Consider the following 25,700-nt stretch of genomic DNA (forward strand, 5'->3'; position numbering starts at 1 on the left):
CTGCGCTGCCCTTGCGGGTGGCGCAACGCCCAACAGGGCTCAGCTCAACCAGCTTAGCCCCTGTTCGGTGCGTTTTGCCGGTTTGTATTCGGCGCTGACGGCGCCGGTGTAGCCACTTTCATCCAGCATCTCAAAAAAGGCCGGGTAGTCGAAGTGTTTCGACTTCACCGGCTCGTTGCGGTCTGGCAGGCCGCCGATCTGGATATGGCGCACACGGGATTTGTGCTTGTCCCAGCAGTCCAGCACGTCGCCATGGATTTTATGCGCGTGATAGGTGTCAAACTGCAGCGCCAGATTGGGGGCGTTGACCTCGTCCAAAATCTCCGCCGCCAGATCAAAGTTGTTCAGGAAGTAGCCTGGCATATCAACGTCGTTGATCGGCTCGATGGTGAGCTGTTGTTTGGGGGCAAAGGCACAGGCCCATTTCAGGTTTTCCACAAAAGTGGTACGGGCCTCATCGCCAGAAGCAGCCCCCGCCATGATGTGCACAATACGGGCGCGCAGCATGTCGGCGTAGCGCAAGGTGCGGCGGAAATCGCGTTGAAAGCGATCCTCAAGGCCGGGCACAGCGGCAAAACCCCGATCGCCGCCGGTGTAGTTGGGCGGTGGGCAGTTGATCAGCTCCAGCGACAACCCGTTGCGCAGCAAAGCCCGCTGGGTTTCCGGCGCGGGTGTCTCATAAGGAAAGAGGATTTCCACCGCCTCAAAGCCCGCCTCGGCGGCGGCTTCATAGCGGTCCAACTCCGGAAATTCGGCAAACAACATGGTCAGGTTGGCGGCAAATTTGGGCATGGGGTTCTCCTCTGATGAAGGTTATTCCAGCTTTGCTTGCGTGAAAACAGTCCGAAATTCCGCAAGTTTGAACGGTTTGGCGGAAGGTTGCTTAGCCCAGCTCGGCGGAGGGAAGAAATGGGAAGAACACGCCGGAAGACATCACGCCAAATAGGCTTTGGCCGTTGACGTCCTGGTGAATACCCAACTCCACAAGGCGATAAAACGCCTTGCGGGTGATGCGGGCTTCGAGGTTGGCGCGCACGGTCACATAAGGAGCGGGTTCATCCGTGTCTGGGTCGATGTCTACGCGAATTGGGTTGTCCGGACCTGCGGCGGTAAAGTCGCCTACGTGGGTTTCAAAAGTCAGAACTTGGGTGTCACCTTCGCCGGTCACCTCGAAATCTTCGGTGATGAAAGGCGCGTCTTCAACGGTGATTCCAACTTTTTCGACGGGCGTGACCAGCACGTAGTTGTCGCCATCTTTGCGCAGGATGTTGGAGAACATCTTCACCATGGCGGGGCGATTGATCGGGCTGCCTTCGTAAAACCACGTGCCGTCGCGCGCGATGCGCATGTCTAGATCGCCGCAATGCGGTGGGTTCCACAGGTGCACAGGCGCGGGGCCGCGCGCTTTTACGGCGGCAGTGGCGGAGGCGGCGATGGTGTCTGCGTCAATTTTCACAGGAAATTGTTCCCTCATTGCTTTTGCCATTTCATCTGAGCGCGTTACTGTCAACGTAAGCAGGTAGCGTTACGGGAGACACAGTATGGCGGATGCAGACAACCTTGTCGCAGAGATCGAAGAGCTGGGCGGCAAATTGGCGGAGGCCAAGGCGGCGATCACCAAGCGCTTTATCGGACAGGAACAGGTTGTTGATCTGACGCTTTCGGCCTTGCTCTGTGGGGGGCACGCGCTGCTGATTGGCCTGCCCGGATTGGGCAAAACCCGGCTTGTGGATACGCTCTCGACCGTGATGGGCCTCAATGGCAACCGGGTGCAGTTTACGCCGGATTTGATGCCCGCCGATATTCTCGGCTCTGAGGTTTTGGAGACCGGCGAGAGCGGTGCGCGGGAGTTCCGATTCGTGCCGGGGCCGATTTTTTGTCAATTGTTGATGGCTGATGAGATCAACCGCGCCAGCCCGCGGACGCAATCGGCACTGTTGCAGGCGATGCAGGAGAAGCAGGTTACGGTGGCGGGTGCAGACCGTCCGCTGGACGCGCCGTTCCATGTGCTGGCCACGCAGAACCCAATTGAGCAGGAAGGCACCTATCCATTGCCCGAAGCGCAGTTGGACCGCTTCTTGGTGCAGATTGATGTGCCTTATCCGGATCGTGATACGGAGCGCGATATTTTGCTGGCCACAACCGGTGTGGAAGAGGAAGAGGCGCATGCGGTGTTCACCGCGGAAGAGCTGATTGCGGCACAAACGCTGCTGCGGCGGATGCCGGTTGGGGAAAGCGTGATGGAGCTGATCCTTGATCTGGTGCGCGCCTGTCGTCCGGATGATGAAACCGCCACTGACGCCGTGCGCGAAAGCGTGGCTTGGGGGCCCGGCCCGCGGGCGGCGCAGGCCTTGATGATGACGGTGCGGGCACAGGCGTTGCTGCATGGGCGGCTCGCGCCCAATGCGCAGGATGTGATGGATATGGCGGGTCCCGTGTTGAGCCACCGCATGGCGCTGACCTTTGCGGCGCGGGCGCGGGGTGAGAGCCTTGCGGGGCTGATTGCCGAGACTGTTGCGCGCTACGACAATGTGGGAGCTGCCGCGTGAGTGCAGCCCCCTATCTGCGCAGCCAGGCTGAGACGGAGGCGGCAAGCCTGCCGCCACTTTTGGCCCATGCGGAGCATTTGGCGGGTACGGTTTTGCTCGGCGAGCATGGGCGGCGACGCGCGGGCATGGGCGACGATTTCTGGCAATACCGGCCGGTACAGCCAGGTGACAGCCTGCGCATGATTGACTGGCGGCGCTCGGCCAAATCGGACGCGCAGTTTGTGCGCCAGCGGGAATGGCAGGTGGCGCAATCGGTGATGATGTGGGTCGATACGGCCCCGTCGATGTTGTTTGCCAGTGACAAAGACACACCGCAGAAGGCGGATCGGGCGCGGCTCTTGGCCTTGGCGCTGGCGATCCTGCTCATTCGCAGCGGTGAACGGGTGGGGTTGACCGGGACCGATCTGCCGCCACGGAGGGGTGAGTTGCAGATCATGCGGCTGGCCGAGGTGTTTTTGCGCAACGATGCGGATGGTGAGGTCCCAGACTATGGCACGCCGGAATCGCGGGCCATGCTGCCGCATGCGCGGGCGGTGTTTATTTCTGACTTTATGGGCGATTTTGACGCGGTGCAGGTGGCGCTGACCAAAGCGGCGGATCGTGGGGTCGTGGGCGCGTGTTTGCAGGTGCTGGACCCGGCGGAGGAGGAATTTCCCTTCAAGGGCCGGGCGGTGTTTGAGAGCATGGGCGGCACTGTGAGCCACGACACCAAGAAGGCGGACGACTTGAAGCTGCGCTATTTGGAGCGGTTGGCGGAGCGGCAGGCCGCATTGAAAGACCTGTGTCGTTCAACTGGGTGGCTCTATGGTCACCATAGCACTGGGCAGTCGGCACAAACCGCGCTGTTGTGGTTGCATCAGGCATTGGAGCGGCGGGCATGATCTTTGGCCTTCCCATTGGATTTACCGCCCCCTGGGTGCTGGCGACGCTGATTGCCTTGCCGGTTTTGTGGGTGATTTTGCGGGCGATCCCGCCTGCGCCAATCCGGCGGCGGTTTCCGGGTGTCGTTCTGCTGTTAGGCCTCACCGACGAGGATACGGTCACCGATCGCACGCCTTGGTGGCTGTTGCTGCTGCGCATGCTGGCGGTGGCGGCGGTGATTGTTGGGTTGGCTGGGCCGGTTTTGAACCCGCAGAACCGTGAGGCGGGCAGCGGGCCGCTGTTGATATTGATGGACGGCAGTTGGGCCTCGGCGCCGGATTGGGACGCGCGGCGGGATATGGTCACGGCGTTGCTGGACGAGGCGGCGCGGGATGGGCGCGTGGCGGCGGTGCAGCGGCTGAGCGCGCCAGAGCCGTTGCTGTTCCTACAGGCGGATGCATGGAAATCGCGTATGGCGGGCGTGCTGCCGGAGGCCTGGGGGCCGGACGCGGAGGCGGTGCGCGCGTTTGCCGAGGACTTGGCGGAGTCCGAGGGGTTTGACACCGTGTGGTTGTCAGACGGTGTGGCGCGCGCGAGCCGTGCGGAGCTGTTGGACGTGTTGCAAAACAAAGGCGACGTGCGGGTTGTGCAAACTGGGTTTGGGGCCTTGGCGCTGATGCCGCCGACCTATGATGATGGCAAGCTGGTGATGTCGGCGCAGCGCAGCGAGGCGGCGCTGGCGCGCGAAGTGACGGCCTTGGCGATTGGCACTGATCCGGGCGGCACAGAGCAGGTTTTGGCGAGCTTGCCGTTGGTGTTTGAAGAAGGCGCGCAGTCGACTGAGAACGCGCTTGTCTTGCCGAGCGAGCTGCGCGCGCGGTTGACGCGGTTTGAAGTTGCGGGCCTGCGCTCGGCGGGTGCAGTGGCCCTCTCGGACGACAGTTTGCGGCGGCGAGAGGTGGCGTTGATTGCCGGGCGGGAAGACCGCGAGGGGCTGCAGTTGTTGTCGCCGTTGCACTATCTGCGGCAGGCTTTGGTGCCGACAGCGGATGTGATTGAGGGCGCGCTGACGGATATCCTGCCGGCCAATCCGGACGTGATTGTTTTGGCCGATGTGGCGGTTTTGTCTGAGGGTGAAACGGCGGCGATGATTGACTGGCTGGAGCAGGGCGGCTTGCTGCTGCGGTTTGCTGGGCCACGTTTGGCGGCGAGTGAGATCAGCCGCACAGAGGAAGACCCGCTGTTGCCGGTGCGCTTGCGCGCGGGTGGGCGCAGTGTCGGTGGCGCGATGAGCTGGGGCGAACCTAAGTCGCTGGCGCCGTTTGACGTAGAGAGCCCGTTTTATGGCTTGCCGGTGCCCGATGAGGTGACGGTGACCGCGCAGGTGATGGCGCAGCCGGACCCCACCTTGGCGGAGCGGGTGATTGCCAGCTTGAGCGATGGCACGCCGCTGGTGACCCGCAAGGCTGTGGGGCAGGGGCAGGTGGTGCTGGTTCATGTGACCGCCAATGCGGAGTGGTCGGGCTTGCCGCTGTCCGGCTTGTTTGTGCAGATGTTGGATCGCTTGGCGGTGTTAAGCGCGGTGGGCGAAGAGGCGGAGGCGCGATTGGCGGGCACCACTTGGCAACCGCTGAAGGTGCTTGATGGGTATGGCCGCTTGGAAGATGCGCAGACCTTGCCCGGTGTGGCAGGGGAATCTTTGGCCGAAGGACGCGTGGGGCCGGACCTACGGCCCGGTTTATACCGTGACGGAGAAAAGGTTTTGGCGTTGCATGCGGTGGACCCAGAGACAGAGTTGGCGCCTGCGACCTGGCCGGTGACAGTGCCGGTGGAAGGATTGCGCGGGGCGGTCACGACGGATTTGTCGGGCTATTTCCTCGCGGCGGCCTTGGTGATTTTGGCGCTGGATGTTTTGGCCTCGCTGTTTGTCTCTGGTCGGCTTTGGGGCACAAGGATGGCGGTTGTGGCTTTGGCGTTGATGGTGCCAGCCACAGACGGTTTTGCGCAGGAGGCCTCAGTTACGGCAAGCCATGCGCAGGAGGTGGTGCTGGGCCATGTGCGCACCGGCAATCGTGAGGTGGATGACGTCGCCCTGGCCGGGCTGCGCGGGTTGAGCAATGTGCTCTATTTCCGCACGTCGGTGGAGCCAGCGGACCCGGTGACGGTGGATTTGGAGACTGATGAGCTGGCGTTTTATCCGTTCCTCTACTGGCCAATCACGCCGGATCAGCCCAGCCCGTCGCGGGAGGCATATGCGAAACTCAATGCCTATCTGCGCAGCGGGGGCATGATCTTATTTGACACGCGCGACAGTGATGTGGCGCGGTTTGGCGCAAGCAGCCCGACGGGGCGGAAGTTGCAGAAACTGGCCGCAGGGCTGGATATTCCGCCGCTGGACCCGTTGCCAGAGGACCACGTGCTGACGCGCACGTTTTACTTGTTGCAGGATTTTCCGGGGCGTTACATGAGCCGCGATGTCTGGGTGGAGGCGGCCCCGGCGGATGCGGAGAAGATCGAAGGCATGCCGTTTCGCAACCTGAATGATGGCGTCACGCCGGTGGTGATTGGCGGCAATGACTGGGGTGCGGCCTGGGCGGTGGACACACGTGGCAACACGCTGTTCCCGGTGGGACGCGGACGGGCCGGAGAGCGGCAGCGCGAGCTGGCTTACCGCTTTGGAGTGAACCTGATCATGCATGTGCTGACCGGGAATTATAAGAGCGACCAGGTGCATGTGCCTGCGTTGCTGGATCGGTTGGGCCAATGACGGGCGTGGTGTTTGATCCGATTGTGCCGCTCTGGCTTTTGGCGGTTTTGGCGGTGCTGAGTGCGTTCGCCATTTCCGTGGCGCTGTGGCGTGGATTGGCCGGGTGGGCCTGGCGCGGGGCGGCGGGGCTTGTGATCCTGGCGGCCCTGGCGGGGCCGGTGTTGCAGACCGAAAATCGCGCCCCGTTGAGTGATATTGTGCTGATGCTGGTGGATGGCTCTGCCAGTCAGCGCTTGAGTGATCGCGAGGCGCAGACCGAAGACGCGGCGGTGGCTTTGGAGGCGCGGCTGGCGGCACGGGACAACACCGAAGTGCGCCGGATTGATGTGCGGGACGCGGATGGTGATGGCGGCACGGAGATGATGGCAGCGCTGTCTGAGGCATTGGCGCAGGAGCCGCGCGGGCGGATTGCGGGCATTGTCGCGCTGAGTGATGGGCAGGTGCATGACATGGACCGCGCTCCTGACCTGCCAGCGCCATTCCATTTGCTGCAATCCGGGCGTGAGGGCGATTGGGATCGGCGGTTGAGCATCAAGAATGCGCCCGCCTTTGCCATTCTGGGGGAGCCGGTGGCGCTGACCCTCCGGATTGAAGACACCGGCGCAGCTCCCACCGATGCAGACCGTGTAGAGGTGGATATTTCCATCGACGGCGACGATCCGCAGCGGTTCTCTGTGCCGCTCGATCGTGATATTGATCTGCCGGTGACGCTGTCTCATGGCGGGCGCAATGTGATCCAGTTTTCGGTGCCGATGGCCGATGGTGAGCTGACGGATCGCAACAATGCGGCGCTGGTACAGATCAACGGGGTTCGGGATCGGTTACGGGTACTGTTGGTGTCCGGCGAACCACATCCTGGCGGGCGCACGTGGCGCAACTTGCTAAAGTCGGATGCCAGCGTGGATCTGGTGCACTTCACCATTCTGCGTCCTCCCGAGAAGCAGGACGGCGTGCCGGTGAGCGAGCTGTCGTTGATTGCTTTCCCGACTCGGGAGTTGTTTCTGGAGAAAGTTGAGGACTTCGACCTGATCATCTTTGACCGCTATCAGCGGCGCGGAATTTTGCCGTCTTTGTATTTGGAAAATGTGGCCGATTATGTGCGCAAAGGCGGGGCTGTGCTGGTGGCTGCGGGGCCGGACTATGCCTCCGCAGATAGTATTTATCGCTCGCCATTGGCCGAGGTCTTACCCGCCAGCCCAACCGCGCGGGTGGTGGATGAGGCTTACGCGCCAGTGGTGTCTGAGCTTGGGGCCCGCCATCCGGTAACGGCTGGATTGCCGGACCAAGACACTTGGGGGCGCTGGTTGCGTCAGATTGAGGTGACACCAGAGGCCGGAGATGTGCTGATGACCGGCAGCGAAGACCGTCCGCTTTTGGTTCTCAATCGTGTGGAAGAGGGGCGTGTGGCGCTTTTGGCCTCCGATCACGCTTGGCTCTGGGCGCGAGGATACGAGGGCGGCGGCCCGCAGTTGGAGTTGCTGCGGCGGTTGGCGCATTGGATGATGGGCGAGCCCGAGTTGGAAGAAGAGGCGCTTTCGGCAGAGCCCAGCGGGCAGACGCTGCGGATTGTACGGCGCAGTCTGGAAGAGGCAGTGGGGCCGATGACCATCACCACGCCAAGCGGCGAGGCCGTCACGCTGGAGATGCGAGAGAGCACGCCGGGGCAGTTTGAGACCACCTATGAGGGGCCTGAAATGGGGCTTTATCGGCTTGCCCAGGATGACATGGAAACTGTGGTGGGGCTTGGCCCTGCGGCACCGCGAGAGTTTGAGACCACGATTGCCAGCGCGGAGGTCTTGTCGCCCTTGCTAGAGGGCACACGTGGTGGGGTGCTGAAACTAGAAGATGGTGTGCCGGGCGTGCGAAATGTGCGCGAAGGTCGACCGGCGGCAGGACGCAACTGGATTGGCCTGACGCCGAGAGAGGCATTTGAGACACTGGATGTGGCGCGCGCGCCGTTGTTGCCAGGCTGGTTGGTGCTGCTTATGGCGTCCGGGTTTATCTTGATGGGGTGGCTGCGTGAGGGCCAGCGGTAAAACCGTCACGGCTTCATTTGGCTCAATATATCCCGGGGGAGTCGCCCGAATGGGCGGCGGGGGCTGGCCCCCTCTCCCTCTTTCCGCCTGTTCCCATCAGAAACCGGTTCCTTCGCGGCAGCCTGCGCGGTAGAACGCCTGTAATTGAGGCCGATTTACCTATTGGAGCAAGTGATCATGGCGCCAAAGCCCGTTGTATTGTGCATTTTGGACGGCTGGGGGCTGTCCGATCAAACTGAGGCAAACGCGCCCTATCTGGCCAAAACTCCTAACTTTGATGCGATGCTGGCGGATGGACCCCATGCAACCTTGATTACTCATGGCCCAGATGTGGGGCTGCCAAGTGGGCAGATGGGCAATTCCGAGGTGGGCCATACCAACATCGGCGCAGGCCGCGTGGTGGCGATGGATCTGGGGCAGATCGATCTGGCTATTGAGGACGGGTCGTTTTTTGAGAATGCGGCGCTTCAGGCGTTTATTGCGAAGCTGAAAGAGACCGGCGGGACGGCGCATTTGATGGGCGTGGTTTCTGACGGCGGGGTGCATGGGCATATCACCCATGTGCTGGCGGCGATGAAGGCGATTGCGGATGCCGGCGTGCCGATGGTGTTGCATGCGGTCACAGATGGACGTGATGTGGCGCCAAAATCTGCGCTGGAGTATTTTGAGACCTTGCAGGCGCAGATCCCGGAGGGCGCGAAGGTCGGCACCGTAACCGGACGCTACTATGCGATGGATCGCGACAATCGGTGGGAGCGGGTGAGCCAGGCGTTTGGCGCTTGGGTTTCGGGTGACGCTGCGCACAAGGCGGCAGACGGTGTTGCGGCCGTGGAAGCGGCCTATGCGCGCGATGAAAGCGATGAGTTTATCGTGGCGACCACCATTGGCGATTATGCCGGTGCGAAGGACGGCGATGGGTTCTTCTGTTTGAACTTCCGCGCGGATCGGGCGCGGGAGATTTTGGCGGCACTGGCGCAGCCGGATTTTGATGCCTTTGATGCGTCTGCACGCCCTGAATGGGCGGCGGTACTGGGCATGGTGGATTATTCCGAGCAGCACAATGGCTACATGACCACGGCCTACCCAAAGCAAGAGATTAAAAATACGCTGGGGGAATGGGTGGCCAAACACGGCAAGTCGCAGTTCCGTTTGGCGGAGACCGAAAAGTACCCGCATGTGACTTTCTTCTTGAATGGCGGGGCAGAGACGCCTGCTGAGGGCGAAGACAGGTTTATGCCGCTCTCCCCCAAGGTGGCGACCTATGATCTGCAGCCGGAAATGAGTGCCGATGAGGTCACAGAGAAATTTGTTGCGGCGATTGAACATGGTTACGATCTGATTGTGACCAATTTTGCCAACCCGGACATGGTGGGCCACACGGGCAGCCTTGAGGCGGCGATGGCGGCTTGTGAAGCGGTGGATCGTGGGCTTGGCAAGGTGCGGGCAGCACTGGAAAAAGTGGGCGGTGCGATGATTGTCACCGCAGATCACGGTAACTGCGAAGTTATGGTCGATCCCGAAACCGGCGGGCCGCACACGGCACACACCACCAATCTGGTGCCTGTGGTGCTGGTGAACGGGCCGGATGGTGCTGGGCTGCGGGCCGGGCGTCTGGCGGATCTGGCACCGAGCCTGTTGCAGCTGATGGGATTGGAACAGCCAGAAGAAATGACCGGAGAGAGCCTGATCGTTTGAGACAGCTGCGCAGGCATATCTTTGCGGCGTCTTTGGCGTTGATGGCAGGGCCGGCTTGGGCGGAGCCCGATCCGGCCACGGCGGCGCGGGAGGCTGTGGATCAGCTTGAGGCGGCCTCTGTCGCCTTGGCTCAGGCCAAAGGTGGGCGTGATCGGGTGAAATCCCTGACCGGTGTGGTGCAGGCCTATGAGACTGGCTTGACTGCTTTGCGGGCGGGATTGCGGCGCGCGGCCATTCGCGAAGCGCAGTTGTCCAAACAACTCAAGGCGCAAGAGGCTGAGATTGCCCGGCTTTTGGGCGTGCTGCAGAGCATGGGCAAAGGGCCCCCCGAAGTGATTTTGGTGCATCCGGGTGGTCCTATGGGCACGGCACGGTCCGGGATGATTTTGGCGGATGTGACGCCGGCACTCGAAAAGAGCGCGGCGGAGCTGCGGCGTGATTTGGAAGAGGTGACCATTCTGCGCAGCCTGCAAGAAGGCGCAGCAGAGACGTTGCAAGGCGGGTTGGAAGGCGCTCAGGACGCGCGCACCGAGTTGTCCAAAGCCATTGCGGACCGCACCGACTTGCCAAAGCGCTTTATCGAAGACCCGGTTCAAACCGCTCTGATGATTGCCTCCACGGAAACGCTGGAAGGGTTTGCCAGCGCCTTGGTGGATTTGCAGGTCGAGGGTATGCAGGAAATTGATCTGCCGGATGTGATGGACCGCAAAGGCAGTTTGCTTCTGCCGGTGGATGCGAGCGTGCTGCGCCGGGCCGGGGAAGCGGATGCCGCAGGGATTCGCCGTCCGGGCTTGGTATTGGCGACACGGCCAAGCGCGCTGGTGGTTGCGCCCACGGCGGCGACAATCCGGTTTCGCGGCCCGCTGCTCGACTACGGAAATGTGATGATCCTTGAGCCGCAACCCGGCGTACTCTTTGTGTTGGGCGGGTTGGCGCAGGTCTATGGCGATGCGGGCGAAGTGATCCCAGAAGGTACGCCAATTGGTTTGATGGGAGGAAATGGGCTGGAAAGTGGCGCAATTCTCTCACAGTCTGGTGAAGCCTCTGGCAATGCGCGCTCAGAAACGCTCTATATAGAGGTCAGAGAAGGCAAAGCGCCTGTGGACCCGGAATTGTGGTTCCAAACGAATGAGGATGGATAAGTCTATGAAGAAATTCGTCGCCGCCGCTGCGGGAGGCATTGTGGCCGGATTGTTGGTCACCACACAGGTGGCCGGGCCACTGTTGGCAGAGGAGAGTGCTCGCAAGTCCAATGTCTATGAACAGCTTGACCTGTTTGGCGACATTTTTGAGCGCATCCGCATTCAATATGTGGAAGAGGTGGACGATGCTGATCTGATCGAAGCGGCCATCAATGGCATGCTGACCTCGTTGGACCCGCATTCCAGCTATCTCAGCCCTGATGACGCGGATGACATGCGGGTGCAGACACGCGGCGAGTTTGGCGGCCTGGGCATTGAGGTCACTCAGGAAGAGGGCTTTGTGAAAGTTGTCTCTCCAATTGATGATACCCCTGCGGATGCGGCTGGCATGGAAGCGGGTGATTTTATCACTCATGTGGACGGCGAAAGCGTGCTGGGCCTGACCCTGGACGAAGCGGTTGAGAAGATGCGCGGCCCTGTGGGAAGCGAGATTGTGATCACCGTGGTGCGCGAAGGTGAACCAGAGCCGTTTGACGTGACGATTGTGCGCGACACCATTAAGTTGACAGCGGTCCGCAGTCGCAACGTTGGCGACAGCGTGGTCCTGCGGGTGACGACGTTTAACGACCAGACCACGCCAAACCTGATCAGCGGCTTCCAGGAGCAGGTAGAAGAGCTGGGCGGCATGGAAAACGTGAACGGGATTGTGCTGGATCTGCGCAACAACCCCGGTGGTTTGCTGACACAAGCGATCAAAGTCTCCGATGAATTCCTGGAAAAGGGGGAGATTGTTTCGACCCGTGGCCGGAACCCTGAGGACGGTGAGCGGTACAATGCGCAGCCAGGCGATTTGGCCGAAGGCAAACCGATAGTTGTGCTGATCAATGGTGGCTCTGCTTCTGCCTCCGAAATTGTGGCAGGCGCGCTGCAAGATCACCGTCGTGCGATTGTCGTGGGCACCAAGAGCTTTGGCAAAGGCTCGGTGCAGACGGTGATGCCGTTGCGCGGAGATGGTGCGATGCGTCTGACCACCGCGCGGTATTACACCCCGTCTGGCCGTTCCATTCAGGCGCTGGGCGTGAGCCCGGACATCGTGGTGGAGCAGCCGCGTCGTGTGGATACGACTCCGGAGGAGGACGAAGACACCAACCGTCGCACCCGCTCTGAGGCGGATCTGCGCGGCAGCCTCAACAACGACAGCCTGACCGAGGACGAAATCCGCCAGATCGAAGAAGATCGTGCTAAGGCGGATGAGGCGGCCAAGCTGCGGGAAGAGGATTACCAGTTGGCTTATGCGCTGGATATCTTGACCGGCCTGTCGGCATTGGGTCCAAAAGAGTAAGTCATTTGAGATGACATCCCTGCGGGCGTCCCGATTGGGGCGCCCGTTTTGTTTTTTGGGGCGCTGCCCCGTCACAATAGGCTGTGACTCCCCGGGATATTTGAGGAAGGAGAAACCCTGGCGCATTGCGTCACGGGAGGCGCTTCGCTAGGACGGGGAGAGATCTGTGTTTGGAGTGCGCAAATGACCCCTGAAGAGCTGGAAAAACTGCCGTATCGCAAGAATGTGGGCGTGATGCTGGTGAATGCCGAGGGCGGCGTGTTTGTGGGGCAGCGGATCGACAGCAAAGAGCCAGCCTGGCAGATGCCGCAGGGCGGGATCGACAAAGGCGAAGAGCCCCGCGCGGCGGCGTTGCGCGAGCTGGAAGAAGAGACCGGTGTTTCCGCAGATTTGGTGACCATTGAAGCGGAGACCGAGGGCTGGATTGCCTATGATCTGCCGCTGGAGATTGTGTCGCGTATCTGGAAAGGCAAATACCGGGGCCAGAAGCAGAAGTGGTATCTGATGCGGTTTCATGGGCAAGACGATCAAGTCAATATCACCCTGGACCACCAAGAGTTTTCCGAGTGGCGCTGGCTGCCAGCGGATCAGTTGGTGGCCAATATCGTGCCGTTTAAGCGCGAGGTGTATGAACAGGTGGTGGCTGCCTTTGAGGCGCGCCTCTGAGGGCATGTGATTGGCCCAAAGTTCAGGCAATTCGCCGGATGACAAACACGAGCGGCGGCGCTAGAACGCCCTTGCGTGGCCCCGTGGCTCAACTGGATAGAGCAGCCCCCTCCTAAGGGGCAGGTTGCAGGTTCGAATCCTGCCGGGGTCGCCAAAACCACCTGAAAAATATGGCTTATTTACAGGACGTTGTGCGGAAGCTTGCAAAAAGTCCCGTGAACTTTCAGGCCGAAATCAGCTGAAACGGCCGATTTCTCGTACAAAACCTGTACAAAATTCGCACGTTTGTGCGTATTTCGAGGGTCAATCATGAGCCGCCATAGCTTTGTTCCCGAAATCGCCGGACGTGTTGGCCTGAACGCGGCGGTGATTTTCCAGAACATCACCTTCTGGATCGAGAAGAACCAAGCCAATCGCCGCAACCTTCGAGACGGGCGGTATTGGACTTACAATTCGATCTCGGCCTTTAGTGAGTTGTTCCCCTATCTGAGCGAAAAGCAGATCCGAACAGCGCTCGAAAAGCTGGTCAGCGCAGAGCTGATCATCAAGGGCAATTTCAGCGATGATCGTTATGACCGAACCTGTTGGTATGCCCTGGGCAACTCCATTTGCCCAAATGGGCAAATCGATCCGACCGATAGGGAAAATGATGCATTTGCCCCTGAGGGCAAGCCATCTGCCCCAGAGGGCAAATCCTATAAGAACAGATATAAACCATATCAAAAACCAAATCCTTCGCACGCGAAGGCGGCGGTGGAGGATGAAGTTTCTGAAAGGATTTTATCCGCATATCCCGAGGATCGCGTTCGCGGCAACGCGGTTTGCCTCTCACAAATCCGCCAAGCTTTGGCCGATGGTGTGAACGCCAAAGACCTTGAGGACGCTGTGCGGGCCTATGCGGCCGAGAGCGAAGGCTTCACCCGATCCAAGGTCTGCTTTTCCGACAACTGGTTCAGCTCTGGCCGTTGGCTGAAATACCTTCACGACGTTGAGGAGGCGCGAGAAGCTGGCAAAGCCAAAGAGGCCGAATTGCTGAAAGGTTTGGCCGATTGGGTCACAGACCGTCATCCCCTGTGCCGCCACATCACACCCGGCCAAGTGACAGCTTTGCTGGCCGCAAACCTGGTCAGCACTGCTGAAATCGAGGCGGCGGGGCTCAGAGCATGAGTGCGACCGATCTCCACGAAGAGCAGAGAGCAAGGTTACCCACCGATTACATCGGCGGGACTTGTGAGGGGCGGCAAGCCTCCCCTTCAAACCCCAACCAGACGCGCGCAAGCGGCGTCAAAGAGGGCCTTTCCGAGAGCGTGATTTTTCGATGCACCCCGTCGGAAAAGGCAGCGTTTGTGGCCAAGGCGCGCGCCGCTGGTCTACCCAATGCCACGCTGATGCGCGAGGCCTTGGGGCTGACCGAGGCACGTCGGCGCAAGCCCGTCCCTCGAGTTGACCCGAAGCTGACCTTTGCGATTGCCCGCGTCGGCGGCAACCTCAATCAGCTCTCCCGCTGGATCAACGGCGCGGTCAAATCCGGCCGTGCGAGCCAGATCGATGCGCTCAAGGTCACGGCTCAGCTTGTGGTCATCGAGCGACAGTTGGCGCAGATCGTGGCGGCACATACAGGCGGTGGCTGCGAATGATCATCTCGTTCTTCTCAACCGGCACAGGTGGCGGTGCGGCCCCCGTCGACTACCTGACAGCGCGTGAAGTTCTTGCCTATGACGAGAACCGCAACCTCATCCGCGACGACACCGGCCAGCCGCAAACCAAGATCCGCGACCCGCTGCCCGAGGTACTGCACGGCAATCCTGATCAGACCCGCGACCTGATCGATGCGAGCCCAAACAAGTGGAGCTACACCGCAGGCGTGATCAGCTTTGCCGATAGCGATGATCCCAGTCCCGACGCCCAGCAAAAGGCCATTGAGCTATTTGAGGCTCTGGCCTTTGCCGGGCTGGACAGGGATCAATACGATTGCCTTTGGGTGCGCCACTCGCATGAGGGCAACATCGAGCTGCACTTTTGCACGCCGCGCCTTGAGCTCAGCTCTGGCAAGGCGCTGAACATCGCATCGCCGGGGCATGAGACCGCCTTTTCCGGCCTACGCGACCTGTTGAACAAGACGCACGGTTGGGCAGACCCTTTGGACCCAGAACGCGCCCGCGAAGTGAGGGCAACGAGTGAAGCGCCGACGCGCGCGCAGGGTCGCGAAGCGCTGCACGATTGGCTCCTCGATCAGATCAGTGTCGGGACCATCACCGACCGCGCCAGCATGATCGACGCGCTCACAGACGCGGGCTTCGAGATCCCCCGTGCCAGCAAGAATTACATCACCGCCAAAGACCCCGACACCGGCGAGCGCTGGCGTTTGAAAGGAGAGATTTTCCATGACGACTGGCAAGCCGAACCGCCTCGCCGAGAAATTGAACGCGGACCTGGAGACAGTACGCAGCGACCACGCCGCCTTGATGGCATCTCAGCTGGAGAGCTTCAGGAGCGATTTCAGCAGCATTGCGACCAGCGCGCTGCATACAATCGAGACCGATATCAGGTTTTTTCTGAGCGACAGCAGGAGCGAATTGGAGAGGCGGAGCGAGACGATCAGGTGCTGGCTGACGATCTCGCCCTGGGCGATCGTGGCGATGGTCTCAGCCTGGATCGCGACGGTGCTGATGGCGGGTTGGTTTTGGACGGCTTTGACAACTCGCTCGGAGCTGACGGAACTTGGCCTGACACGGATCGAACAGGCTGGGCAGACATGGGTGACGATGGACCCCGACCGGACCGAATTGAAGACCTGCACATTGGCGCAGACGCCGATCATCTGCATCGAGATAAAGGAGCCCTAAATGACGCAGCCCCTGACAGCATTGGAGAGCGAATTACTCGCATCCGTCGAACGGTTGGTGACGGCCTGCGAGAGCTCAGCCAAGGAATTGCACGCCTTGGAGAAACGCTCGACCAGCAGGATCGAAAGCAAGGTGAATGGCTTGGCGCATTGCGTGGCGCTATTGATGAAATCACATCTCACGTCCGTCGCCACATTGGCCGACTTGCTGCGCGAGGAGCAGAATTACGAGACGCTTCAGGCGGGATTAGAGACCAGCTGGAAACTAGCGAAAGACGCCGAGAAGCGGCTGAACGAGGGCTAGATGCCCGCATTAATCACCGTAGCGCAGGTCACTCGCTTTAATCTTACTGCAAGTGTTGGGGTGTTTAGGAGATCTGTAGCGGCATTCCTAAACGCGTTCTGCAGCATTCAGCGACATGCCTGCAATGTACTCCATGGATGCACATGCGGGAAAACCAGTCATTCAGGCCTTCGGGGTTGGACGACCGTGTTGCGGACAAAGCCGACCTTGCAGAAAAGCGAGGTAATGCTTGAAAAAACTTGCTTCTGCTGGGATGGTTTCTCCGACAGAATTTTCTGAGGAATTTAGAATGCATTTTCCCAAACTTGCGGCGGTTTCGTCGATTTTTCTCACTATAGCCAATTCGCAAGCGCTCTCCCAGGATGGGGGACCGATACTGTTCACAAACGTCAACGTGTTTGATGGTGTGAATGAGGAAATGATTACAAATGCCAATGTCGTTGTAACCGACAATCTGATCACAGATGTGTCCTCAGAACCCCTCGCCGTCGCCAATGGTATCGTCATCGACGGCGGCGGGCGCACGTTGATGCCTGGCCTGATCGACGTACACTGGCACACGCTTTACTGTTGCAATCCGCAGAGTGTGGTTGTGACCGGCGATATTCTTGAGGTCGCGGTGCGGGGTGCCATCGGGTCCGAAGGCACGTTAATGCGCGGCTTTACAACGGTGCGCGACGTTGGCGGCAATTCATTTGCCATAAAACGGATGATTGACGCAGGCGAGATCGAAGGCCCCCGTATCCTGCCGTCCGGCCCACCCGTGACACAAACTGGTGGCCACTTTGACTATCGCCCCTACCAAGCGGTTCCGACGAACGGCGCGGATTCGCAATGGTACTGGTACAGCGTTGGTTTGATGGCGCAGGCTGACGGTGTTCCGGAAGTGGTCAAACGCGCGCGTGAAATCATGCGCATGGGCGCAAGCCAGCTTAAGATTTCCACCGGTGGCGGGGTGTCATCTACTTATGACCCTCTGGATGTACGCCAATATACCAAGGCCGAAATCGAGGCTTTCGTAGAGGTGGCCGACACCTACAACACCTATGTTGCATCTCATGTCTTCACGGACGAGGCCGTGGAAATTGCCGTTGCCGCTGGCGTTAAGTCCATCGAGCATGGCTTTTTGATGAGCCGCGAAACGATGGAACTGATGCGCGACAATGAAGTTTGGTTGTCAGTGCAGCCCCTGCTGGATGACGAGGATGGCTTTTCTTTCGACGACCCTGTTAGTCAGCAGAAATGGATCGACGTCACCAACGGTACAGATTTCACCTACAAAACGGCGAAAGAAGTTGGCGTGAAAGTCGCTTTCGGCACCGACATCCTGTTCGATCCCAAACTGGCCGAACGTCAAGGCGCGTTCCTTGCCAAATTGAAGCGCTGGTACACGCCATACGAGGTGCTGAAAATGGCGACTTCAACCAATGCTGAACTGCTCAAACTCTCAGGCCCACGCCACCCCTATCAACAAGGTGATTTGGGTGTAATCGCAAAGGGCGCTTATGCCGACTTAATCCTTGTGGACGGCAATCCGCTGCAAGATATCGACCTGATCGCAGACCCGCATGAGAATTTCGATCTGATCATGAAAGACGGCAAAGTCTACAAGAACACGCTGGACTGAGTTCCAGATGAAGTCCTTTGCTCAAAGCCAATTTTGTAACGACTGCTTTGGGCTCTTTGCCGCCATTGGCCGCAAGAGACACTAACGGCTGCTATGGGCCGGTAGCTGACCTAGTCATTTTGGGCGGGAAGCAGCCCGTCGCTGAGGCCCGGTTCAATGCCTTCCCGGCGGAAAAAGCGTCTTCGATTGCTGATCGGCCAACGACAATTACCGAACTGTCTTTTGTCAGAAATGACTGGTCACGCATCGTATCAAAAAAGACGCTCGGTGTTGTACCCTAATAGAACCATAACAGTAGTTGCGGCTAGGAAACTGAAAGCCATTGCGGCTTTCTCGCTTCCAATTGTGTGCGCCGTGATCACCCCAACAAGCAGGCCAGCCAATAAAGGGGGCGTGGCGGTGACAAGAACAAATGCAGACTTAAGAACGAATGAATCATCGTTCCAAATCGAGGTATTCCTTGCGGTTAGGAATATCCCAAAAGCAATGCACCACGCGCTGACTGAGCTGACCAAATTTACCACAAACTCGTTCCCATTTCGATTCTTGAATATGTCCGAGCGGCGCTGTTAGGCGCCAATTGTGGATGGAAGATGACAAGCGCTCAAACGATGCGGTGTTTTCGGTACCGCAGTTTCGGAATGCTGTACTGGAGCATGGGGAAAAACCGCCAAGGTCAGCTACCGCGGCTCATCGAAGATTGCAAAGTCCGCGTACGGCGCACGGCCGCCGTTCGTGGATCGCGCAGCATTGGTCAAAAGACGCCCGCAACAGTTATTCGCTGCATAACTCGCCTAAGTCTGCTGAGCGGACGAAGCGGTCGTTCGAAAGGGAACACATTGACGGATGTAAGCAATGAAGTTGCCGCTCTTGGTTGAATAAACTAGCAAAGGAACTTCAATCGGCATATGATTTTCTACTTCTCAGTAGTACGCCCAACTGTATTCACTTGTACAAAAGCGGCAGGCGCTTAATCTGGTTTACATCCATCAATTGGAGGCGATGAGATGAGAAGTATTGTAGCTGGATTTCTTTTTGCTCTGGGCGTGCCAAGCGGCGTTTTTGCTGACCCAGCAACGGAGTGCGGCGGGAGCAGTCAGGTCGAGATCGGCGCATGTGTTGCCGACACTCTTCAACGGGTAGATGCGACGATCGACATGTACCTTGGCTTCGCAATGAACTCGGCCGAAGAGCTAGACAACGTCACAGAGCGAGCTGTGACCGTTCCCGCGCTCGAGGTGTCGCAAGCGGCTTGGTCGGCGTATCGAGATGCACATTGCGACTATGTTGGGGCAACATTCGGTGGTGGTTCTGGAACGAGGATTGCAATCGATTCCTGCAAGATAGAACTCGGCCGAGATCGCGCGAAAGACTTAATGCGTTACGTGCAATGAGCACGGCGCCGTGGTGACGGAGGCGTGTCTCAGTCAACCCCTCAGAGAGCGTGGCCTGATCGTGCGGAGAACGAACACCCATTCAATCCTGACGGTCCTGGCACTATCCTTTGGTTTCGCCACGATGGGAATGGCACAAATTGCTGCCGCGGAAGCCCCGGCCAAGGGTGTTTGCAAGACCTACACTTCCGCGCCTCCGGCAGTCGAGGAGGCGCTCGATCAAGTGCTTCTCCAGGTTCTCGATTCTCCCTTTGGTTCGGCACCCGGTGCAGTGGTTTCGGTCCGAAGGAGCGAATGGCGGTATGTCGCCTCAGCCGGCTTTGCGGATCCGGATGCCATGACACCGATGGATTGCGCTTCGCCCTTTCAGATCGGCAGCAACACCAAGATGATGACGGCGGTCGTTCTGTTGCAGCTTTTCGAGGAGGGATTGCTTGAACTCGACGACCCTCTGTCGAAACACCTGCCAGAAATCGCATCCCGACTCCCAAACGGCGATGCCATCACCCTGCGTCAGCTTGCGCTGCATACCTCTGGCGTCTTCAGCTACACCGATAATGCCCCCGACGGAACGCCAGGCTTGATGGAGGGCGGTGTCTCGGACCGCGATGTCATGCGGCGCCCCACCACGCCGTCCGAAATGATCGACTTCGTTATTGAGCACGGAGAGCCCAACTTCGCTCCCGGATCCCACGGTTCGTGGAGCTACAGCAACACAGGTTATGTGCTACTCGGCATGGTGATCGAAAAGCTTGAGGCTCGCGCGCTCTCGAAGTCATACGAGAATAGGATTTTCGGCCCGCTCGGCATGGATCGAACCTATCTCTGGAACGGAATCCCGAGACCGTCATTCGGACTGCCAAGGGCCTACCTGACGGGCACCGAATACGAGACCTCTGACTGGAACATGTCGCAGGGATGGGCGGCTGGCGGTGTGATATCGACCGTGGACGACATACACGTATTCATTGAGGCTTTGGTACGTGGCGAACTCTTTCAATCGCCCGACACACTTGCCACAATGCAAGAAACGGTGCCAACCACCAATCCGGCTTTATTAGGTTACGGACTGGGTTTGGCTCTTAAAGGTAAGGATCTTTGGGGACACGGAGGTCAGACACTAAGGTATGTATCCGACATCGCAGCAAGTGAAGACCTGTCGCTCTTAGCCTTCGGAACGTCCTCCAGCAACGTGATCGCGCTTGGCATAGCGGTGATCTCCAATGCGCTCCAATCTGCGGGAGCCTTGCCGCAATGAGCCGGATACTGGATTTTGGATCGACGGACCATTTCCTGCGCTTTGCTTTGGCAAACCATCTGCTGGCAATTGATAGATTAGGCCCCGGACACCAGTCTGCTGATTTTCCGGGACGCGGGATGATGCCAGGTTGCAGGCGCAGAAGTTGGCAATGAGTACATGTCTGAAGCAACGGACAGTTCTTGACCGTAGGACCAACGCCTCAGTCAAGAGAGTGGTCTGCGATCTCTTCTCCGGCGTATAGAGTTTGCGCGATTGAGCAGAGGGGGAACGATTATTGGGATGGTTTAGCGGGCTGGTCGGTGGACTTTTGATCGGTAGCTTTGCAGCAACCGCCTTTGTCGTTCATCGGGTTCAGTCCTTGACAGAGATTGAATTCGAAACGGTACCACCTCCGGTTCCTTTTGAAGTCCTTGAAAAAGTGCGTGGTGCGGAGATGGCGTACTACTCGAACCAGTCATCTGCGAGACGGTTTGTCGAACTGATGCAAGATGTTATGGCCTTCTTGCATCCACCGCTGGTTTACCAAATGAACTTCTCTGTGGGGCCGTTCCGTCTCAAGGGTAAAACCTTGGAGCAAACAATCCCTTGGGCACTTGATGAAGGATACCTGATCATAGCAGAAGCGCCCGTGTCCAACTTTCACTGGCTCTACGTCTACCTAGCTGAACAACCTGGATTATCCACTTGGGGAGCAGCCGTTCATTTGGAGTTCCTGAGGAAGAAACACCCTCTCCTACGCGAGATCAGTTGGACAGAAATTGCGTCTGATCCTGCTTTGGTCGCAAAAATCTACTCTGGATACCTTGGTGCTGGCGATGATTGGGCCACTTGGGAGGAGAATTTGACTCCCGGCAGTGTCGCGACCTCCCGTCTGAATGCCGCCTCGGAAGCAAGTCAGTGACCACATGTCTCATATTCCAAACCCTTGAGGCAAACACTTGGTTCACAGTTGCGACGCACAGTGCGCGTCGGCGTCAGAATACGCTCGACTGACGGAGAAGCACTTGGAGCCCAAGTCTGCCGGAACAGCCCTCACTTATGGCATCCGGAGGCGTCACCATGGGCGTGGATTAGCTTCATCTCGACATAGACCGGTTGCCAGTACTTTTTGTCAAAGAACGGCTATTTCTATTACCGACAGCAACGTTGCTTATCAGGTCCTCGCGGAGCCCAGCGATAATTCCGGAAACCAAAAGCTCGCTGGCCGATTAGAATAAGATTCGTCAGAGTGATAATCAAAACTGTCGAGGCCACCTAAGTCCACTAGGGTCAGGACCTATAAACTGACGTCAACGGCTGCTTCTACCTGAGCAGCCCCAGTTAAGTGGTCCATATTGAAAGTTAGTGCATGATCGGCCTTTGGTCCATCGGTACGATGGCCTCTGGCGCAGGTGGGCGATAGCCCAGAGCACTATGGGGTCGTTTGGTGTTGTAGTGGTTCCTCCATCGTTCGATGATGATTTGGGCTTCACGCAGCGAGTAAAATATCTCGCCGTTCAGCAGCTCGTCGCGCATCCGCCCGTTGAAGCTCTCGCAATATCCGTTCTCCCAGGGTGACCCGGGCTCGATGTATGCGGTCTTTGCCCCAACCGCTTTGATCCAATCTCTCACAGCCTCAGCGATGAACTCGGGGCCGTTATCTTAGCGGATGTAGGCAGGGACCCCTCGCAGGATGAACAGGTCCGTAAGAGTGTCGATGACCTCAGTCGAGTTCAGCTTCCGTTTCACTCGGATCGCCAGACATTCCCGGCTGTGTTCATCCAAGATGTTGAGCGTCCTAAAGGCTCTGCCGTCGTCTGTCCGATGATGCACGAAGTCATACGACCAGACGTGATTGCAATACTCAGGACGTAAACGGACACAGGATCCATCATTGAGCCAGAGCCGTCCTTTCTTTGGTTGTTTCATTGGCACTTTAAGCCCCTCACGTCGCCATAAGCGTTCGACACGCTTGTCGTTCACCTGCCAGCCTGCGTCCCTCAGCAAGGCCGCTATCCTGCGGTAGCCATATCGGCCGAACTGGCGCGTCAGCTCGATCATATCTGCGATCAGGCGTTCTTCGTCAGCACGCCCGCACGGTAACCGTCGCTGCGTTGACCGATGCTGGCCCAACACTTGGCACACACGACGCTCGGAAACCTTCATTTTGCAGCGCACATGATCAATGCAGGTCCGCCTACGTGAAGGGCTCAGAAGTTTCCCGATGCGGCCTCCTTTAGGATCAGCTTGTCCAATGTCAGGTCAGAAACCGCACGCCTAAGGCGCTCGTTTTCTTTCTGTAGCCGCTTCAGTTCCTTGAGTTGTTCTGTGCCCATTCCGCCATACTTCTTCTTCCAACGGGAATAGGTTTGTTCAGTCACGCTGATCTGACGGATCGCATCGATCCTGGGCATGCCTTGCCCCATCAGAACTTCAACCTGCCGTAACTTTACGACAATCTCTTCCGGCTTGGGTCTCTTAATGGCCATCCTTGGTCCTCCACTTCCCTAACTATAAGGGCGGACCACTTCAATGGGGGAGGCTCAGTTTGTCGAGATCGCCGATATGACCGAGTTGCGGACTCGCTGCGCTTGATCCAAGGTCTTTGGTTCATCCGATTGCGGACATCCTCAACATGCTCTGATAAATGCAGTGTTGTTCCTGCGTTGCCTGGGAAGAAAGACCTGAAATGATCCTTACTGTTGCTGTCTCTGGCTATCGATCTCTTCGAAACCTGGTCCTGCCACTCGCTCCTTTGACGGTGATCACCGGCGGCAATGGTGTAGGAAAGTCTTCACTGTATCGCACACTCCGAATGCTAGGAGAGGTTTCACAGGGAAGGGCCATCTCCACACTCGCGTCCGAAGGAGGAATGAGCTCCACCATATGGGCAGGCCCCGAAGTGCTATCACGAGGTATGAAGTCGGGCGAGGTTCCTATCACGGGAACAAGGCGAAGCAAGCCAATTGGTCTCAAGCTTGGTTTTGCGTCGGAAGACTATGGGTATGCAGTCGAGCTTGGATTGCCTGCTGAAGTTTCGGCGTTCTCCAACGATCCTGAGATAAAGACAGAGGCGATATGGATCGGCGAGTTCTTGAGCCGACGCAACGTCCTCGCAGAGCGTCATGGCCCGAGTGTCCGAATGAAGTCAAAGACTGGTTCTTGGATTCAAGTTGCCACTTCACTTCCGCCGTTCGATAGCATGATGACCCACGCCGCCGATCCAAAGGATGCATGGGAGTTGCTTCATTTGCGCGATCGCATGCGGAATTGGCGTTTCTACGATCAGCTTCGAACTGATCGTGATGCGCCGGCTAGGAAGCAACAGATCGGCACCAGAACGCCGATCCTTGCGAGTGACGGTTCGGATCTGGCGGCTGCTATTCAGACAATTCGGGAAATCGGAGATCCTGCCACACTTGATGAGACAGTGCGTGACGCATTTCCGGATAGTTCAGTCGAGGTTCAGGCGAAAGATGGGCTATTCATTCTCAACATGCGACAGCATGGGCTGCTGCGCCCGCTTAGCACCGCCGAATTGTCAGATGGGACCCTTCGATACCTGCTCCTTGTGGCGGCATTGTTAACCCCGAGGCCCCCAAGTCTGATGGTTCTGAATGAACCCGAGACAAGCTTGCACCCCGATTTGATCCCGCCATTGGCGCGCCTGATCAAAGAAGCTTCACTGAGAAGCCAGATTGTCGTTGTTTCTCACAACCAGGTATTGGCAGATGCTTTGAGCGAGGATGGCGCGCTCGCGCATCGCCTTGAAAAAGATATCGGAGAAACGGTCGCTCCGGAGGCAGAGCTGGTTTCTTGGTCGTGGCCCAAGCGATAACCTCGGACACAGAAATCTACGAGATCAGCCAAGGTCTGCATTCAAACGTTTGATCACTTTGGTGTAGCATTTAGCATCCGTTACTTTAGGCTGGGAACCGTCATCTGAGGCTTTTCGTCGGATGACCTGTTCGCCGTTCTGAGCGGACCGCAGGCTAGTGGAGCTGAATGATGCGCAAAAAACTCATGTCTATAGTCTTTGTGGTGAGTGTGGGCGTAGTTCCATCGATATCATTCAGCGACGCGAGTGGACCGGATTTTTTCCGAGTAACAGACGTTGCAGCGAACGATGTTCTGAACATCCGAGATGGTGCAAGCGCCAGTGCGCAGAAAGTTGGGGAGATACCACCCAATACAGATGGCATCATCAATCTTGGTTGCTCTGGTGGCCTGACCTTTGCAGAGTGGGAAGAAGCGACGCAAGCAGAGCGCGAAGCTTCGATAAAGCAGCGGTGGTGCCAAATCGACTATCTCGGCACTGTAGGTTGGGTGGCGGCGCGGTATTTGGCCGAGGGGACCGCCCCAGAAGGAGAGACAGAAGAACCAGGCTTTTCGTGGCGCCTGCTCACTGTGGGCGAGGAACCCGCCGTTGGCGAAGGTCAAATTGTTTTCATGCCCGATGGATCTGTTTCCGGGAAAACGGGCTGCAACAGTTTCCAAGGCAGCGTCTTGACAGGGCGTGACATTATCGAGTTCCAGCAACAAATGGCCATGACCAGAATGGCATGCCCCGACGAACTACAACGTCAAGAGGATGCTATGCTTCAAACGATGTCTGGTGCGGTTCGAATGACCTATGATCCGTTGATTGATCAGTTGTTACTCGAGCCCGTCAGCGAAGCACCAACGCTAAGATTCCAACGCATTCGATAACCAAGCGCGGAGGCCAAGTTTTAGGCTGCCCGGAACCTATGCCCCATGGGGCGATCTGTACGGGGATCAGTCTCCTCGACGCAAGACGCTGATCGCGTAACGAACTGCGCTTACGAGAAGAATGGCGCCACCGACAATAACCCCGAACCATCCGAGAGCCAGAAGATAAAAAGGTTCTCGCAAGACGTTTTCATCGTCTAAGTAAGACCCTTGAACAGCGTATCCTGCCCAGGCTAGCAGACCTGCGCACACCAGGATCGCTCCAATAAAGGTTACCTTAGTCATACCTATGTAATCCATTTTACCTTAGCCGACGAAGTTAACGATAAGTGAACGCTATTACAACACATGCTTGGTTCATAGGTTTAGGAAGATGACTTCCAAACTCCAACCTGCAGAATGCTCGGCGGCAACACCAAGGGCGAAATCGGAAGCAAAATCTGAAGAGTTCTAATCAATAAACACGGACTTAAAAGGGGAGGCGGTCATGGCTCAAACCGCTAACCCACTTACACTGCGTTA

The 25,700-nt window shown here is 58.1% G+C and carries 20 protein-coding genes, 1 tRNA gene and 1 pseudogene; 18 read left to right on the forward strand and 4 right to left on the reverse strand.

Annotated features, from left to right (window positions below; all coding sequences use genetic code 11):
- Positions 1-39: 39 nt before the first annotated feature.
- Positions 40-792, reverse strand: coding sequence for a TIM barrel protein (locus tag Q0955_RS08735; RefSeq protein ID WP_299423135.1), 753 nt, complete (start codon positions 790-792; stop codon positions 40-42).
- A 91-nt stretch (positions 793-883) separates the two neighbouring features.
- On the reverse strand, positions 884-1,486 hold the full coding sequence (locus tag Q0955_RS08740; protein ID WP_299423137.1) for a DUF1285 domain-containing protein: 603 nt from the start codon (positions 1,484-1,486) through the stop codon (positions 884-886).
- A gap of 55 nt (positions 1,487-1,541) precedes the next feature.
- On the opposite strand from Q0955_RS08740, the gene Q0955_RS08745 reads away from it, so the two are divergent.
- The 16 genes from Q0955_RS08745 to Q0955_RS08820 all read left to right on the forward strand — a co-directional run bounded on the left by Q0955_RS08745 (position 1,542) and on the right by Q0955_RS08820 (position 21,390).
- Positions 1,542-2,549, forward strand: coding sequence for a MoxR family ATPase (locus Q0955_RS08745; protein WP_299423140.1), 1,008 nt, complete (start codon positions 1,542-1,544; stop codon positions 2,547-2,549).
- Positions 2,546-3,430, forward strand: coding sequence for a DUF58 domain-containing protein (locus tag Q0955_RS08750; RefSeq protein WP_299423143.1), 885 nt, complete (start codon positions 2,546-2,548; stop codon positions 3,428-3,430). Before Q0955_RS08745 ends, Q0955_RS08750 begins: the two co-directional genes overlap by 4 nt.
- The gene (locus tag Q0955_RS08755; protein ID WP_299423146.1) at positions 3,427-6,177 is read left to right on the forward strand and encodes a DUF4159 domain-containing protein; all 2,751 of its coding nucleotides are present in this window, start codon (positions 3,427-3,429) and stop codon (positions 6,175-6,177) included. Before Q0955_RS08750 ends, Q0955_RS08755 begins: the two co-directional genes overlap by 4 nt.
- The gene (locus Q0955_RS08760; protein ID WP_299423149.1) at positions 6,174-8,213 is read left to right on the forward strand and encodes a hypothetical protein; all 2,040 of its coding nucleotides are present in this window, start codon (positions 6,174-6,176) and stop codon (positions 8,211-8,213) included. Before Q0955_RS08755 ends, Q0955_RS08760 begins: the two co-directional genes overlap by 4 nt.
- 174 nt (positions 8,214-8,387) lie before the next feature.
- Positions 8,388-9,908 carry a 2,3-bisphosphoglycerate-independent phosphoglycerate mutase gene (gene gpmI, locus Q0955_RS08765; protein ID WP_299423237.1) on the forward strand — a complete coding sequence of 507 codons (1,521 nt, stop codon included), beginning with the start codon at positions 8,388-8,390 and terminating at the stop codon, positions 9,906-9,908.
- Positions 9,909-9,949: 41 nt separating this feature from the next.
- A complete protein-coding gene (locus tag Q0955_RS08770) occupies positions 9,950-11,050 on the forward strand; it encodes a peptidoglycan DD-metalloendopeptidase family protein (RefSeq protein ID WP_299423239.1) in 1,101 nt (366 codons plus the stop codon).
- A 4-nt stretch (positions 11,051-11,054) separates the two neighbouring features.
- Positions 11,055-12,392, forward strand: a complete 1,338-nt coding sequence (locus tag Q0955_RS08775; RefSeq protein ID WP_299423151.1) for a S41 family peptidase — start codon at positions 11,055-11,057, stop codon at positions 12,390-12,392.
- Positions 12,393-12,575: 183 nt separating this feature from the next.
- Positions 12,576-13,058, forward strand: coding sequence for an RNA pyrophosphohydrolase (locus tag Q0955_RS08780; protein WP_299423154.1), 483 nt, complete (start codon positions 12,576-12,578; stop codon positions 13,056-13,058).
- Positions 13,059-13,135: 77 nt separating this feature from the next.
- Positions 13,136-13,212, forward strand: a tRNA-Arg gene (locus Q0955_RS08785).
- Between the two features lie 155 nt (positions 13,213-13,367).
- On the forward strand, positions 13,368-14,225 hold the full coding sequence (locus Q0955_RS08790) for a hypothetical protein (protein WP_299423157.1): 858 nt from the start codon (positions 13,368-13,370) through the stop codon (positions 14,223-14,225).
- Positions 14,222-14,695, forward strand: a complete 474-nt coding sequence (mobC, locus tag Q0955_RS08795; protein WP_299423159.1) for a plasmid mobilization relaxosome protein MobC — start codon at positions 14,222-14,224, stop codon at positions 14,693-14,695. Before Q0955_RS08790 ends, mobC begins: the two co-directional genes overlap by 4 nt.
- On the forward strand, positions 14,692-16,248 hold the full coding sequence (locus tag Q0955_RS08800; RefSeq protein WP_299423161.1) for a relaxase/mobilization nuclease domain-containing protein: 1,557 nt from the start codon (positions 14,692-14,694) through the stop codon (positions 16,246-16,248). Before mobC ends, Q0955_RS08800 begins: the two co-directional genes overlap by 4 nt.
- A 248-nt stretch (positions 16,249-16,496) precedes the next feature.
- Positions 16,497-17,834, forward strand: a complete 1,338-nt coding sequence (locus tag Q0955_RS08805) for an amidohydrolase family protein (protein ID WP_299423164.1) — start codon at positions 16,497-16,499, stop codon at positions 17,832-17,834.
- Positions 17,835-18,841: 1,007 nt separating this feature from the next.
- Complete coding sequence (locus tag Q0955_RS08810) at positions 18,842-19,228, forward strand: lysozyme inhibitor LprI family protein (RefSeq protein WP_299423167.1); 387 nt, start codon at positions 18,842-18,844, stop codon at positions 19,226-19,228.
- A 130-nt stretch (positions 19,229-19,358) separates the two neighbouring features.
- Positions 19,359-20,486 carry a serine hydrolase domain-containing protein gene (locus Q0955_RS08815; protein WP_299423170.1) on the forward strand — a complete coding sequence of 376 codons (1,128 nt, stop codon included), beginning with the start codon at positions 19,359-19,361 and terminating at the stop codon, positions 20,484-20,486.
- Positions 20,487-20,763: 277 nt separating this feature from the next.
- Positions 20,764-21,390, forward strand: a complete 627-nt coding sequence (locus Q0955_RS08820) for a hypothetical protein (RefSeq protein WP_299423172.1) — start codon at positions 20,764-20,766, stop codon at positions 21,388-21,390.
- Positions 21,391-21,830: 440 nt separating this feature from the next.
- Here the strand turns inward: Q0955_RS08820 and Q0955_RS08825 are convergent.
- A pseudogene (locus tag Q0955_RS08825) lies at positions 21,831-22,957 on the reverse strand (IS3 family transposase).
- Between the two features lie 200 nt (positions 22,958-23,157).
- Between Q0955_RS08825 and Q0955_RS08830 the strand changes: the two are divergent.
- Both Q0955_RS08830 and Q0955_RS08835 read left to right on the forward strand, forming a co-directional pair.
- Positions 23,158-24,306: an AAA family ATPase gene (locus Q0955_RS08830; RefSeq protein ID WP_299423175.1), complete on the forward strand. Its 1,149-nt coding sequence runs from the start codon at positions 23,158-23,160 to the stop codon at positions 24,304-24,306.
- 170 nt (positions 24,307-24,476) lie between these two features.
- Positions 24,477-25,178 (forward strand): META domain-containing protein, encoded by a 702-nt coding sequence (locus Q0955_RS08835; protein WP_299423177.1) that lies wholly within the window; start codon positions 24,477-24,479, stop codon positions 25,176-25,178.
- A gap of 66 nt (positions 25,179-25,244) precedes the next feature.
- Here Q0955_RS08835 and Q0955_RS20880 read toward each other — a convergent pair whose 3' ends face one another.
- Positions 25,245-25,478, reverse strand: coding sequence for a DUF3955 domain-containing protein (locus tag Q0955_RS20880; RefSeq protein ID WP_366140665.1), 234 nt, complete (start codon positions 25,476-25,478; stop codon positions 25,245-25,247).
- Positions 25,479-25,700 lie beyond the last annotated feature (222 nt).

Source organism: uncultured Shimia sp., assembly GCF_947493595.1.
Classification (GTDB): domain Bacteria; phylum Pseudomonadota; class Alphaproteobacteria; order Rhodobacterales; family Rhodobacteraceae; genus Shimia.

What these genes read in the sequence shown, in the direction of transcription:
- Q0955_RS08735 (WP_299423135.1), bottom strand. Translation starts at nt 792, where the DNA reads ATGCCCAAATTTGCCGCCAACCTGACCATGTTGTTTGCCGAATTTCCG.
- Q0955_RS08740 (WP_299423137.1), bottom strand. Translation starts at nt 1,486, where the DNA reads ATGGCAAAAGCAATGAGGGAACAATTTCCTGTGAAAATTGACGCAGAC.
- Q0955_RS08745 (WP_299423140.1), top strand. Translation starts at nt 1,542, where the DNA reads ATGGCGGATGCAGACAACCTTGTCGCAGAGATCGAAGAGCTGGGCGGC.
- Q0955_RS08755 (WP_299423146.1), top strand. Translation starts at nt 3,427, where the DNA reads ATGATCTTTGGCCTTCCCATTGGATTTACCGCCCCCTGGGTGCTGGCG.
- Q0955_RS08760 (WP_299423149.1), top strand. Translation starts at nt 6,174, where the DNA reads ATGACGGGCGTGGTGTTTGATCCGATTGTGCCGCTCTGGCTTTTGGCG.
- Q0955_RS08770 (WP_299423239.1), top strand. Translation starts at nt 9,950, where the DNA reads ATGGCAGGGCCGGCTTGGGCGGAGCCCGATCCGGCCACGGCGGCGCGG.
- Q0955_RS08775 (WP_299423151.1), top strand. Translation starts at nt 11,055, where the DNA reads ATGAAGAAATTCGTCGCCGCCGCTGCGGGAGGCATTGTGGCCGGATTG.
- Q0955_RS08780 (WP_299423154.1), top strand. Translation starts at nt 12,576, where the DNA reads ATGACCCCTGAAGAGCTGGAAAAACTGCCGTATCGCAAGAATGTGGGC.
- Q0955_RS08790 (WP_299423157.1), top strand. Translation starts at nt 13,368, where the DNA reads ATGAGCCGCCATAGCTTTGTTCCCGAAATCGCCGGACGTGTTGGCCTG.
- mobC (WP_299423159.1), top strand. Translation starts at nt 14,222, where the DNA reads ATGAGTGCGACCGATCTCCACGAAGAGCAGAGAGCAAGGTTACCCACC.
- Q0955_RS08800 (WP_299423161.1), top strand. Translation starts at nt 14,692, where the DNA reads ATGATCATCTCGTTCTTCTCAACCGGCACAGGTGGCGGTGCGGCCCCC.
- Q0955_RS08805 (WP_299423164.1), top strand. Translation starts at nt 16,497, where the DNA reads ATGCATTTTCCCAAACTTGCGGCGGTTTCGTCGATTTTTCTCACTATA.
- Q0955_RS08810 (WP_299423167.1), top strand. Translation starts at nt 18,842, where the DNA reads ATGAGAAGTATTGTAGCTGGATTTCTTTTTGCTCTGGGCGTGCCAAGC.
- Q0955_RS08815 (WP_299423170.1), top strand. Translation starts at nt 19,359, where the DNA reads ATGGCACAAATTGCTGCCGCGGAAGCCCCGGCCAAGGGTGTTTGCAAG.
- Q0955_RS08830 (WP_299423175.1), top strand. Translation starts at nt 23,158, where the DNA reads ATGATCCTTACTGTTGCTGTCTCTGGCTATCGATCTCTTCGAAACCTG.
- Q0955_RS08835 (WP_299423177.1), top strand. Translation starts at nt 24,477, where the DNA reads ATGCGCAAAAAACTCATGTCTATAGTCTTTGTGGTGAGTGTGGGCGTA.
- Q0955_RS20880 (WP_366140665.1), bottom strand. Translation starts at nt 25,478, where the DNA reads ATGGATTACATAGGTATGACTAAGGTAACCTTTATTGGAGCGATCCTG.